Origin of the sequence: Halocatena marina, from assembly GCF_023276375.1 — an archaeon.
GTDB lineage: Archaea > Halobacteriota > Halobacteria > Halobacteriales > Haloarculaceae > Halocatena > Halocatena marina.
This window is the reverse complement of the sequence record NZ_JALLPK010000001.1, coordinates 507737-520286: the sequence shown is the minus strand read 5'-3', so window position 1 is coordinate 520286 and position 12550 is coordinate 507737. Positions and strand designations below refer to the sequence as shown.

The following is a 12550-nucleotide window of genomic DNA, read 5'->3' as shown; positions in this document are numbered from 1 at the left end:
GTGTCGTATGACTACTGCTATCAACATCGATTAACCGAGACGACATACCATACTTTTTTCACGTGTGGATGATCATGCATCAATGAATGCATAATCGGAACGACAAAAGTGAGGATCAGGTAAACCGTCGAGCGTTTCTCAGGGACACAACATCACTCGCTACCGCTGGCGGACTCGCTTCCGTGCTCGCCGAGCGGAGTCTCGCCCAACCGGTTACGACACGCTCACCAGCAAAATCGAGCGTTTTCGACGCCGAGGACGAGTCATCCGGACCAGTCTTTCCACAATCGATCGCAAGCGGTGGCCCGACATCCGAGGGTGTGCTTCTCTGGACGCGAATCGCCCCAGAGAAACACCACAACGGTCGACCACTAGCACTTGAGGTCGCCTCAGATCGATCGTTCGAAAATCTCGTCCACCGTGGCGTTGTCGACGCGGCCAAGATCACGTCAGAAAACGACTACACAGTAACCGTTGATCTCGACGGACAGCTCTCACCAGATAGTCAGTACTGTTATCGATTCACGTACGGGGACGTCCGGAGTCGGATCGGACGGTGTCGGACGCTCCCGCGACCGGACGCAACGCCGGAGAGTCTCTCGTTTGCTGTGTTGACCTGTCAAGATTATCAAAATGGATACTACGGGGCGTACAGTCACGTCGCAAGCGAAGACGTGGATTTCGTCGTGCACTTGGGTGATTTCATATACGAATCGACTGCCGGCCAGTACAAGGCACCCGGAAGTCGTGAGTATCCAGACCGCGAACTCACCCTCCCGAGCGGTCACGATTTGGCACATACTGTCTCTGATTTCCGATATCTATACAACACGTATCGTTCGGACCCGCATCTCCAGCGGGCACTCGAACAGCACACGATGATCGCTGGGTGGGACGACCACGAAGTTGCGAACAATCGCTACTGGGACTACGAGACGGACAGTCCGAAGCTCCCGCCGCACTCGGACGGTGACGATCCTGAATTTGCGACACAGGTCACTGCTGCAGGGATTCAGGCGTGGGTCGAGCAGATGCCTGCACGAATTGAATACAATCCAGAAACGGAAGATCTCCACGAGCAGTTCGTTCTCCAGCGGAGTTTCCAGTTCGGCGATCTCACAACACTCGTGCTTACCGACGAACGACTGTACCGCGACCCACCACCAGAGATCGGTGGCGGCGATGATTCGGGCCGTACGATGCTCGGGAGCGATCAGCTCGACTGGTTCCTCGAACGGGTCGACAGCTCGGATGCAACATGGAACGTCTGGGCGAACGAAGTCCTCACAATGCCACTCAAGATCGGTATGGCTGACTTCGAGTTCTACCTCAACAAAGACGCGTGGAGTGGCTACCAGCGCGAACACGCACAGATCATGAACCACCTGAACGATGAGGGAGTCGAGAATTTCATCACGCTGACGGGAGATTTCCACACCGCCATGGCCGGATACCAACAGACCGGCTACGATCTCTTCAAGAACGACGAGGAGGTTGGTGTCGAGTTCATGACACCGGCAATCACGAGCGTGAATCTCGCAGAGGTCCTTCCCGGAATCGATGCGCTCGACTGGTTCGAGATCAGCGAACTGGCCGTGACAACTACGAACCCTCATGTCGAGTTCTTCGACAGCACCGAATGGGGGTACTCGGTGGTCGAGTTCACTCCAGAGGACTGCACCTACACAGCGTACAGCGTTGATAAGAACATGAACACGCAGGATGCCACGAAACAGCGTCTGAAGACGCTTCGTGTCCCCGAAGGACGCGTCGAAATCGAAACGGTCGATTCGTAACCGCTCTCTCCGGAGTCAACCTCGAATCAGACTCGATCGCCTACTCGATCTGTTCGCCGACGATGCGATCTGCGTGCTCAATAAACTCGCGCGCTCGGTTGACAGGAATCGTCGCCCCAGCAGCGATATCGTGACCACCGCCCGCACCATCGACAGCGCTGCTTGCTTCTCCCATCACCTGCGAGAGATCGAGACCCTGCTGGACGAGACCGTGCGTAGCGCGGGCTGACACCTTTGTTTCGTCGTCGTTCTTCGATGCAAACGCGATAATAGGACAAGCGTGATCGACGTCGTCTGCACCGAGGGCCATCCCCGCAACGATGCCAACGATCGTCTCGCGGATGTGGGTCCCGGCGTCGAACCACTGGACGTGCTCTTCACGCGTAACACCCTCGTTCGTGACCCACTGGAGTCCTTCAGAAAGGTTTCGACGGTGATTGCGCAGGAGGTGGCGTGCGCGATCGAGCGCCTCGTCTCGATCTCCAAGACAGACGGCAAGCCCGACATCCGCACGATCGTAGCGCGCCGTCGCGTTGAGCAACGTCGAAAACTCACTTGCGTCCCGGAGTTCGGTTCCAACCGATTCTGCCGGTAGTGTATACGTCGTTCCAACAAGATCGTCGATTTTGTCTGGAGAGACACCGCGTTCGAGTGCTCGCTGAACGAGTGCACTCGCGACGGTCTGTCGTTCCCCGTCGGTCAGATCGACCCACGTCCGCCACTCCCCATCGCGCTTCAGATCGAGATCGAGATCAGAGAGAAATCCGACGCTTCCGCGCTCACTGTTAGAAATTCCTGGAACGAACACGTCACTCGAATATTCGAGCAGCTTGGGTAGTGGCCGAGTCTGACGACCGTACAGCGCGAGATCGACGCGTTCTGTGAGGACACCAGCATCGACTCCCTCTTCGACGATTGCACGATTCGCGCCGATGAGTTCACCGCTGGTGGCCTGCATATCCCCGACAGCACCGACGACCGCGAGCGAAGCGAGATCACGATTGTCAGCCGTTTCTGTCGTGTTCCCGTTTTCGAGCGCCCGAGCGAGGACATAGCTCGCACCAGCACCAGAGAGCTCACTTGCTCCGTTGATACCGAACAGAAGCGGATTCAAGTGGAATTCAGTGCTCGCATCGGCGGGCTGGTGATGATCAGCGACGACAGGGGTGAATTCGCCCGCAGCGTAGTCGGTGATAATATCGAGCTGACCGCTCCCGAAGTCGGTGAACAGCACTGTTTCGTGATCGGTCGCGGCGACAGCGGCGATCTCGTCGGTGTCGAGTTGCTTCTTGAAAACGGTCTCGAACGGAATTTCGGCCCGTCTGAGAGCGGTTGCAGCGATTGCTGCGCTTGTGAGTCCGTCAGCATCGATATGCGAGACGAGTAGGACATCGCGGGCCGCATGCAAATGCTCAGCGCAAGCAGCCGCGCAATCTTCGAGTTCTGGAACAGGCGCGACACTCATTACCCATCACTACGACCTATTTACTGAAAAACTGCCGCAAAGAGAACGTCAGACGTGCGTCACACGCATCCTTTTGATCTATGACAGTACTAGACATAGTATGAAAAGTTTAGGAGAGACATACAAACAAGGATCGGAGACAAACCGAGCGTCCAGACACCGCAACTCCCAAAGTACATCACGATCGCCAGAACAGTCAATACGGCCAATGTCAGTGAGGGATACATTCTGTACCGGTGACGTCATTGCCACACTTATTGGTACGGCTGTGCTCGGTCTCGGTGTCTTGTTGTGGATATCGCCGGAGATGGGATTGTTCAGCAACGATATTGCTGGTATACGTCGGCTCGCAGAACTAACGATGAGTCTCGGTATCAACGCAACAGTTCTTCGGGGACTGTTAATCTATTCGTTGATAAAAGAAACACCGGAACGAGAAGATCATTCGCTCGCGGCCAATGGTTCCCCCCAGTCATCAGAGTCACTCTCAGATTTCAGATCGTTCCGGCTATGTGCTTTTGTCATTCCCTAGTGGCTGAAGCAGATAGCACGGCCCTCGTTCGATACGTGCTATCGCGGCGTCGCGTCGTATCGTGTTTGTCTCTTCTCTTGTGCTTCGATGTCGTCGACGACGGTTCGGGCAAGTGTTTCAAAGTCTGCTCGCTTGGGGATAGCGTCAACGGCGATGCCGGCTGCTTCGGCTGTTTTCTGCGTCGGCTCTCCAATCGCACCGACGATCGCATTGTTTAGTCCCTCAATCGCCGCCTCTCGAGAGTCTCGTTCTTGTGCTGCATCGAGAAAGTGTTCGACGGTGAGCGAGGATGTGAACAACGCGCCGTCGATTGCGTCGATCCGTTCGCTTGAGACACCTGCTTCTGGCGGTCTGACGAGACGGTAGAGGACCGTCTCGTGTACGTATGCGCCAGCGTTGGCTAATCCATCAGTGAGCAGTGATGAACCGTGATCGCTTCGGGCAACCTCAATGCGCGTACCGTCGACTCGATCGGCGAGTGATGCAACCAGCCCACGTGAAGAGAACTCGTCAGGAACGATATCCGCGGCGTACCCGTGGTCATCGAGACTGCTAGCGGTGCTATCACCGATTGCGCAGATCGTTCCGGAGCCGCTCCATCCTGATTCGGCAGCGAGTTCGACCCCAGTTTTGCTCGTTAGTATCGTGTAGTCAGCGTCCTCCCGAGGTACAGCTCCAGTTGGTTCGACTGCGAGCATCGGATCGGCGATCGGTTCAACGCCTAATTCCTCTAAGAGCGAGACTGCGTGGGTCATTCGATCGTCGTTGGGTCGAAAAACAGCGATTGCGGTCATTGGTGTACCTCTTGTGTGGAATTTCTCAGATAATCGAAGACGCGCTCACGCGTTGCAGCAACCGTGCCGATGATTGTGAGGGCAGGCGGTTCGATTTCTTCACGGTCGCGAACGTCGACAGCGGTTTCAAGCGTTCCGCAGGCGACGCGCTGGTCAGGCCACGTCGCACGTTCGACGAGGGCAACCGGCGTGTCAGCTGCCAGTCCGGCATCGAGCAGTGCTTGCGTGTAGGCGGGCAACTTTCCGACACCCATCAGGACAACGATCGTTCCTCCAGTTGCTGCAAGGGCCTCCCAGTCGACAGCCGATTCGTCTTTCGTCGGGTCCTCGTGACCGGTAACGAACGACACGCTCGATGTGTGTTCCCGATGTGTGAGTGGAATACCGGCGACACCCGGTCCTGCGACGGCTGAGGTGACGCCAGGAACGACTTCAAACGGGACGTCGTGGGCAGCGAGATACTCGGCCTCCTCACCGCCTCGCCCGAACACGAACGGGTCACCGCCTTTGAGTCGGACAACCGACTTTCCCTCACGCGCGAGTTCAACCATCCGACGATTCGTGTGCTCTTGGGAGGTTCGCTCTCCACCCGCTCGCTTTCCGACATCCTCGCGTGCGTCCGCAGGGAGCTGATCGAGTATCGCCGGGCCAGGGAGTTTATCATGCAAGATTACATCTGCTTCTTCGATGAGCCGTCTTGCCTTCACAGTCATGAGGTCGGGATCGCCAGGACCGCTCCCAACGAGATAGACAGTTCCAGTCATTCTTCTCTGGCTGGTATCCTGATATCGTCTCGTCTGGCCTGTTCGATGAGATCGGCAGCACCTCGCTCTCGGAGGGCTGCACCAAATTCACGCGCTGCTTTTGCGTGACGCTCGACCGGAAGATCGCGCGAATCAGCCACTTCTTCGGTACCATCTCGACTGAGTACTCGAACGGAGACATTGACGTACTCGCCCTGAAGTCGGGCGTAGACGCCGATTGGCGCAACACAACCGCCGCCGAGTTCAGCGAGGATACTGCGCTCGACTGTCGAAGTCACTCGTGAGGGAGAGTGGTCGACAGTGGAGTAGATCGCGTCTGCGGTTTTCCCTTTGAGTGCTGTGACCGCGAGCACCCCCTGACCCGGTGCCGGGATGAACTCCTGCAGTGGCAATCGGTGAAAGTCGATCTGATGTGAGAGTCCGGATCTGATGAGACCAGCTTCCGCGAGGACGATGGCGTCGTATTCGGTGTCTACCTCGCGTCCGAGCGCATTTCGTTCGATCTCCGTGAGCGAGTCGAACCACTCCTGTGGTGGCTGGTCGTGTGTTCCACTCCCCGCGTTCTCAGAATCACTCTCGCCGTCCTCGTTGTCCGTGTCCGTCTCTTCGAGACGGCGTTCGTGTTCGCGTTGAAGCGATGGGGCAAGTAGCTTTTTGACGCGGGTATCCACATTGCCGCGAAGCGGTTTTACCGTGAGATCAGGGCGTCTTGCGAGCAACTGCGCTGTTCGTCGGAGACTCGATGTCCCAACGACCGCTTCGTTCGGAAGATTATCGAGTGTCAGACCATTGGGAGTAAGAAGAACATCATTCGGACGTGTGCGCTCAGGGACCCCAGCGACGATGAGTTCATCGGGGATCTCCGTTGGCATGTCTTTCATCGAATGGACAGCACCATCGAGATCTCCCGACATCACTTGTTCGTCGAGACTGCGGACGAACGCACCCGTTTGCCCGAGCCGGTGAATGAGTTCATCACGGATCTGATCGCCTTTCGTCTCCACCTCGACGAGTTCGACAGATCGTCGACGAGTTTCGAGCGCGGTTTTCACCTCGTTCGCCTGACGGAGCGCGAGTGATGAGCCCCGCGTCGCCAGCCGGACAGTGCGCGTGGTCATGATATTCAATATCGGATTTCGGGCGTGAAAAGGAGTTCTATGGCGATCGAACCGTTATCCTTTATTCCCCATCCAAACACCATCTTATGAACTCTTTTGTGCGAACGTCTAACAAGAGGTGAAAGCACAACTACTATTTTCACCATCCGATGATTGCTTTACGCAAGCGATGGTCACAGATAATCAATCACTTCACTCCCGTCTCGGGTACCTAGGTCCGCTGCATCGCCGTCGGTCCCACCCCGTCCTGAAGATGTGCTGAGTGGGTTTTCTATCGCTATAGTCACTTTATGTATCGTGAGATCACCACCGTTGTATAACCGACAAGCAAACAAGTACTGAAATGGACCCATTTGAAATCACAATTCGCCTCATCGCTGGTATCTTGTTGATCCTGACAAACGGATTTTTCGTTGCGATCGAATTCGCGTTGACGCGTGCCCGTCAGTTCAGCAAAGAAGAATTCACTGAAGAGAGCCCCGCGCTACAGCGTGCGTGGGAGATGACACAAAACTTAGAGATATATTTAACCACCTGTCAAGTGGGGATTACAGCGTCGAGTATCGCAGTCGGAATCGTCGCCGAGCCGGCATTAGCCGCCATTTTCGAACCACTTTTCGAGAATACGGCATTAGCCGCGATCGGTTCAGGTGCAATTATCGGATTTCTGATCATCAATCTCCTTCATCTGACCCATGGTGAACAGACACCGACGTATCTCGGTGTTGAGCGCGCACAGATGGTCTGTCGATACGGAGCCACCCCGCTGTACTGGTTCAACTGGTTGATCTCTCCGCTGATCACACTCGGTGACTCGGTAGCAAAGTGGACACTCAAACTGTTCGGTATCGAGATGACAGGTGCGTGGCTCGAAACGGAGGAGGGAGTCATCGAATCACGAGCCGACCTCCGCAATCGACTCAGCTCAGTGCTCGAACAGGGTGAGCTATCAGCAGAACGCCGCGATGAAGTGATGAACGCGCTTCAGATCGGCGAACAAACGATTCGGGAGATAATGCTCCCTGCAGACGACATCATCGCGCTGTCGACCGAGGCGGACGCTTCTGAGAACGTCCGGCGGATGGAAGCGAGCACTCACACACGTTACCCACTCGTCGGTCCTGAACTCACGGACTTTCACGGGATTGTGTACTCTCCGATCTTCGTCAGATACCGAGAGGAGCTGGCGTCGGGAACCATCGATTTTGTCGAAATAGCCGCACCACCGATGACGCTCTCTCCCGATACAGACGTGAGTGATGCGATCGATCAGTTCCAAACCGAGAATCAGGAACTCGCACTCGTGATTGAGGACGGTGAGGCTATCGGACTAGTGACCGTGACCGACCTGTTAGAAGCTGTGATGGGCGATATCGAAGATCCGCTCGACAAAGGCCAGATCACTGATTAGTGATTACTCGAAAAACATCTTGTACGCTTCTAGTGTTTCTTCGATATCCGTTTCTGTGTGCGCATAGCTGACGAACTGGCTCTCGAACTGGTTGGCCGTGAGGAAGATTCCTTGTTCTTTCATCGCGGGCCAGAACAGCCGTTCCCAGCGGTCGGTTTCAGCACACTGCACGTCAGAACCGTTCTTGGGACAGTCCGAAAAGCGCGTACACGATCTGTCCTGCTGGCAACCGGTCTCACAGTCATCGCTCTGTATCTCCGAGTCGGCTCTCGTGAAGATTGTCTTGAACATGCTGTCGGTCCCAACGACGGTGTACTCGGGCGCGCGATCAGCGAGAATATCGCGCATCCCGCTTCGTATTTGGTCGCCAAGCGCGTTCACGTGGTCATAGACATCGTTTTCGGCTGCGAACTGCAGCGTCGCGAGCCCGGCAGCCATTGTCACCGGATGCCCCGAGAACGTCCCGGATTGGAAGACCTCACCCGCTGGAGTGAACTCCTCGACGATCTCCGTCCGTCCGCCGACGGCACCGACCGGGAATCCGCCGCCGATGATCTTTCCGAACGTCGTGAGATCGGGCATGATGCCGAATTTTCCCTGCGCACACTGGAGTCCGCCGACGCGGAAACCAGTGATGACCTCATCGAAGATGAGTAACGCTCCGATCTCATCGCACAGTTCCCGTACTGTTTGGTGGTAGTCATCGACAGGCGCGACGATTCCAGTGTTTCCGAGAATCGGTTCGACGAGAACAGCCGCAATGTCGTCTCGATGTTCTGCGAGCACTGCTCGGAGTGCCTCTTCGTCGTTGAACGGAACGGGGAGTGTGTGGCGGGCGAACGCTTGTGGAATCCCACTCGATGAGGGACGCTGTGCATCGTGTGAGCCCTCGACGAGCGTCGATTCCTGCGCACCGTGGTAGCCACCCTCCATGACGACAATCTTGTTTCGGCCCGTGTACCCCCGTGCGAGTCGAACCGCGGACACGGTCGCCTCGGTGCCACTGTTGACAAAGCGGATCATCTCGACGCTGGGAACGTGTCGAGTGACGAACTCCGCGAGATCAACCTCAACCTCGGTCGGTGCCCCGTACATCGGTCCGTCGCTGGCCGCAGACTGGACTGCCGCCCGAACCGGCTCGGGTAAATCGTGACCGAATAGCAATGGTCCATACCCCATCACGTAATCGAGATAGCGGTTTCCGTCCGCGTCGATGACGTGAGCTCCGTCGCCGCGTTCGATGAAGAACGGATACGGCCGAATGGCACGAACTGAAGAGTTTACCCCTCCCGGAATGACCGAGAGCGCGCGGTCGTACAGCGCACGGGAACGCTTGTGGTTCATGGAGAGTGTTCATTCGGCCGCCTGAAAGATGTTACTGGAATCACTTCTCTGCATCATCCAGTCACGCAATTTCGAGCGAAGAATCGATGCTCACGTATCACTATTTCTCGATCGTCACGAAGAAGATGCATTATCACTGGGTACGCAATTCAGCCGAGTGAAAAATCGAAGCGGATGAGGCGGATCCGAGAAGCAGATCTACCACTCAGTCGTCAGCAGGACGACTGCTTCCGTTCTTTTTGCCCGCGTTCTTTCCGTTCGACGCGTTTCCCCCATTCGATGCGTTTCCGTTCGACGCGTTTTCTATTCTACTGGGGTTGATCTTCAGTTGCTCTTTTTGCTCAGCTAGTGGGTGGCTTAGCATCATTTCAGGAGGTTCAGATGCACCACTTATTTCGAGATCCTGCGTGAGCTCAGTCCAGTGTTCATTAACCAACCCATTGAGCGATTGCTCGTTAACGCGGTTGTTCCATTCGGAGACAGCTTGTTCGGCATCAGCCATCTGAGCGTTGTTATTGGTGCCCGCGGTAACGACTTTGACCCAATTTCCTTTGCCACGGATGACTAAGATCGGGACACTGCTTCGATCGGCACGGTTTCGCTTCCCCTTATTGAAGTTGGATTCAATAAGAAGGAATCCAATCTCTGTGTTGTTCGCGGTATTCTTCGACACTATGTTCTTATCAGAGTCGATAAGAAGGAATCCGATCGAGGTGTAGTTTGCCGTGTTCTGCTTGAGAATGTTCTTGTGCGACGTGATAAGCAAGATGCCGATATCGTTGTCGTTCGCACGATTTCCGGACAGGTAGTTTCGATCAGATTCAATCAGAGTGATCCCAATTACATTTTCCGTTGTGCGATTCTCTTTGAGGTAATTCTTATCCGACCGGGTTAGGAGAATACCAAAGGTAGATTCTGTAACCGTATTTTTCTTAATCTTGTTTTTGTACGAGTCGGATACATCAATACCACTGATGATGGCGTCTGTCACGGTGTTCTTGACGAGCTTGTTTTTGTTGGATCCTGACGCATACTCATGTAAGAGGATGCCGGATAACACGTCTGTGACCGTGTTATATTTGAGGTAATTCTTGCTCGCGTCAAGCAAGAAGATGCCAACGGAACTCCACCGCACGGTGTTCTTGACGACCTTGTTTTTCTTCGATTTGAAGAGGAAGATACCCGCAAAGGTCGTGTTCATAACCGTTGTGTATTTGATCTTACTCTTTTTGACGCCAGAGAACTTAATACCGGTTGCGAAATTCCGTACGGTGAGATTCTTCACCGTCACGTCCTTCAATTTCTTCCAATCCTTTCTATCCATCCAGTCCTCCCAGTCCTTTTTGTCCGCATCCTTTTTCTTACTGCTATATTTCTTGTGTCCTTTCTTTCTTTTAATCTTACGCAGTCGCGGCGCCTGAACCAGTACTCCAACGCCACCCGAACCGAATATTGTATTCTGGGAGGGCTCAACCGTGCGTCCGCCATCGATCGTGTAGCCCTGACCATCGAGTTTAACACCACTCGTTGCGATCGTGATCGCAGGAGTTCGCGGGTCGGCGCGGCGGGGCCGGGTGAGATCACTTTTCAGGACGTAATGACCCGGCTCGGTGATCGTTGTTCCCCATTCCTCAATAACGTATGTCTCCTTGTCCTTGTCCTCGTCCTTCTTTCGGTCTTTTTTCTTTCCGTCGTGGTTCCCGTTTCCGTTCTGCTCGTCGTTCTTCTTACCGTTGTTCTTGTTGCCGTTGTCCTTCTTCTCGTCCTCACCGTCTTGGCTCGCGTATGCGACGCCTGCAAGTCCGAGTGTACTGGTTGCAGCAGCACCTTTGAGATACGTTCGGCGATTCAGATTCGCTTTATCGCTTTTGCTGTCTTGCATCGCATCTATGGGTGCACCGATTATGGACATTGGTATTAGCAAATTACTACTGAAAATAGACAGTAGACAGGGCTCTAATTTTACAAAGTTTGGAAATAGAAATAATTTTAGTGTAGGTCTATATCCATATAGTAATTAAAGATTATCCACAATATTTCTGGTTTTTAGATACATTATTCGGCAGTAACGACAGCAAACCCAACGACGTAATGCACTCTTTATTCAGTAAAATACATTTAACCCATACACACCAAATTTTCATATCTATATTGATCTATTACTGGTTCAATTTTGAGTTAAAATGATTTCTGAATAGCTATCGAGTAGTGGCATATGCATTGTCAAGCCAAAAAGTTCACCAACCAGTTTATAGTGTGATAAAATCGTCTGCGACCAGTATGAAGATCAATCAGACATACATCCAGAGAATGACAAGAGGTAGAGTAGAAGAGTAGATCATACGACAATTGCCGAGACATTGGATGTAAGAAGACACTTGTCGAAAGATCACACGATGCGACTCGACTGTTTGAGTTACTTTCTAATAAGATGCACTTTGAACCGCCTCACTCCGATAACGGCTAAACGATCAGCGAAGGATATTGCGAGACTAGTGATCGGAGACGATACGGAGTGGCACGTCTCGTGAGGAAATAGCCATCTTTGATTGGTTTTATATTAATCAGATATGATAGTGGTACATGGACTCTCAGAAAGCGATCCTTGCTGCCCTCCTCATAGTAGGGTTCATCGTTACTCCTCTCTCGGGATCCGCACGTGCACCACCACAGACGGCTTGTGGTGTCTGTACCTCGTCTCTTGACCATGCTGCTGATAAACACGGAGTCTCGATCAACCGTGCTCACTCGGAACTGTCCATTCAGGTCTATGAGAACGCATCGACAGAGTGGACAGCAACAGTACGGCTCACAGAGGGTGTCTCCGCCCTCCAAAACGACGCCCTGCGGAACGCAATCGTCACCGATGCACTTCATCACGCTCGACACGTTGCCGAACCAACCCACGTGAGCAGTCAGATCTCGGGAGACACACTCACCGTCTCGTACCGCGACTCCGATGCTGTTGAGACACACCTCGGCGTCCTCGTCTTTACCCGGTTTCATGCCTCTGATCCCGTACTCCCATTCGTTATCGGTGGAGAAGGAACGACGTCTCCTGGCGCGGACAAACTCGTGGTTCGTGCACCATCCGACTATCTGGTAACTGGTGACTACGCGTCGGCTGCAGAGTCTAAGAACACCGTCCGATGGAACACCAACAAGAACGAGAAGCAGATCAAACGCTCAACTCGTATCACGTTTGTCCGAAATCGTGGTCTATTCACAGGATTGCGAACGACGTTTGCCCGCTTGTTGTATCTCGTGTGAAACAGTTCTGATGCTCTGAATCACAAGTAGACAGCATCAACAGCAGAGAAGAACAA

At 53.9% G+C, this 12550-nt stretch carries 10 protein-coding genes; 4 read left to right on the top strand and 6 right to left on the bottom strand.

From position 1 onward, the window contains the following. Window positions 1-86: 86 nt before the first annotated feature. Window positions 87-1796 carry an alkaline phosphatase D family protein gene (locus MW898_RS02545; RefSeq protein WP_248904276.1) on the top strand — a complete coding sequence of 570 codons (1710 nt, stop codon included), beginning with the start codon at window positions 87-89 and terminating at the stop codon, window positions 1794-1796. Window positions 1797-1836: 40 nt separating this feature from the next. Here the strand turns inward: MW898_RS02545 and recJ are convergent, their stop codons facing one another. Beyond that, window positions 1837-3261, bottom strand: coding sequence for a RecJ family nuclease (recJ, locus tag MW898_RS02540; RefSeq protein WP_248904275.1), 1425 nt, complete (start codon window positions 3259-3261; stop codon window positions 1837-1839). Window positions 3262-3469: 208 nt separating this feature from the next. On the opposite strand from recJ, the gene MW898_RS02535 reads away from it, so the two are divergent. After that, on the top strand, window positions 3470-3793 hold the full coding sequence (locus MW898_RS02535; protein ID WP_248904274.1) for a hypothetical protein: 324 nt from the start codon (window positions 3470-3472) through the stop codon (window positions 3791-3793). 38 nt (window positions 3794-3831) lie between these two features. Here the strand turns inward: MW898_RS02535 and MW898_RS02530 are convergent, their stop codons facing one another. From MW898_RS02530 to hemC, 3 genes are read right to left on the bottom strand one after another with little or no spacing between them, the layout of a single operon-like run. After that, on the bottom strand, window positions 3832-4587 hold the full coding sequence (locus MW898_RS02530) for a uroporphyrinogen-III synthase (RefSeq protein WP_248904273.1): 756 nt from the start codon (window positions 4585-4587) through the stop codon (window positions 3832-3834). Then, on the bottom strand, window positions 4584-5351 hold the full coding sequence (gene cobA / locus MW898_RS02525; RefSeq protein ID WP_248904271.1) for a uroporphyrinogen-III C-methyltransferase: 768 nt from the start codon (window positions 5349-5351) through the stop codon (window positions 4584-4586). Before cobA ends, MW898_RS02530 begins: the two co-directional genes overlap by 4 nt. Next, window positions 5348-6469, bottom strand: coding sequence for a hydroxymethylbilane synthase (gene hemC, locus MW898_RS02520; RefSeq protein WP_248904269.1), 1122 nt, complete (start codon window positions 6467-6469; stop codon window positions 5348-5350). The genes cobA and hemC overlap by 4 nt, the downstream gene beginning before the upstream one ends. A gap of 343 nt (window positions 6470-6812) precedes the next feature. Between hemC and MW898_RS02515 the strand changes: the two genes are divergently transcribed. Beyond that, window positions 6813-7880 (top strand): CNNM domain-containing protein, encoded by a 1068-nt coding sequence (locus MW898_RS02515; RefSeq protein ID WP_248904267.1) that lies wholly within the window; start codon window positions 6813-6815, stop codon window positions 7878-7880. Window positions 7881-7883: 3 nt separating this feature from the next. Here the strand turns inward: MW898_RS02515 and hemL are convergent, their stop codons facing one another. Next, window positions 7884-9224 (bottom strand): glutamate-1-semialdehyde 2,1-aminomutase, encoded by a 1341-nt coding sequence (gene hemL / locus MW898_RS02510; protein WP_248904266.1) that lies wholly within the window; start codon window positions 9222-9224, stop codon window positions 7884-7886. Between the two features lie 205 nt (window positions 9225-9429). Beyond that, entirely contained in the window at window positions 9430-11136 is a 1707-nt protein-coding gene (locus MW898_RS02505) for a right-handed parallel beta-helix repeat-containing protein (RefSeq protein ID WP_248904264.1), read from the bottom strand. A gap of 671 nt (window positions 11137-11807) precedes the next feature. Between MW898_RS02505 and MW898_RS02500 the strand changes: the two genes are divergently transcribed. Next, complete coding sequence (locus MW898_RS02500) at window positions 11808-12494, top strand: hypothetical protein (RefSeq protein ID WP_248904262.1); 687 nt, start codon at window positions 11808-11810, stop codon at window positions 12492-12494. Window positions 12495-12550 lie beyond the last annotated feature (56 nt).

Excerpts from the sequence above, each read along its gene's own strand:
- MW898_RS02545 (WP_248904276.1), top strand. The coding sequence starts at position 87 with ATGCATAATCGGAACGACAAAAGTGAGGATCAGGTAAACCGTCGAGCG.
- recJ (WP_248904275.1), bottom strand. The coding sequence starts at position 3,261 with ATGAGTGTCGCGCCTGTTCCAGAACTCGAAGATTGCGCGGCTGCTTGC.
- MW898_RS02535 (WP_248904274.1), top strand. The coding sequence starts at position 3,470 with ATGTCAGTGAGGGATACATTCTGTACCGGTGACGTCATTGCCACACTT.
- MW898_RS02530 (WP_248904273.1), bottom strand. The coding sequence starts at position 4,587 with ATGACCGCAATCGCTGTTTTTCGACCCAACGACGATCGAATGACCCAC.
- cobA (WP_248904271.1), bottom strand. The coding sequence starts at position 5,351 with ATGACTGGAACTGTCTATCTCGTTGGGAGCGGTCCTGGCGATCCCGAC.
- hemC (WP_248904269.1), bottom strand. The coding sequence starts at position 6,469 with ATGACCACGCGCACTGTCCGGCTGGCGACGCGGGGCTCATCACTCGCG.
- MW898_RS02515 (WP_248904267.1), top strand. The coding sequence starts at position 6,813 with ATGGACCCATTTGAAATCACAATTCGCCTCATCGCTGGTATCTTGTTG.
- hemL (WP_248904266.1), bottom strand. The coding sequence starts at position 9,224 with ATGAACCACAAGCGTTCCCGTGCGCTGTACGACCGCGCGCTCTCGGTC.
- MW898_RS02505 (WP_248904264.1), bottom strand. The coding sequence starts at position 11,136 with ATGTCCATAATCGGTGCACCCATAGATGCGATGCAAGACAGCAAAAGC.
- MW898_RS02500 (WP_248904262.1), top strand. The coding sequence starts at position 11,808 with ATGGACTCTCAGAAAGCGATCCTTGCTGCCCTCCTCATAGTAGGGTTC.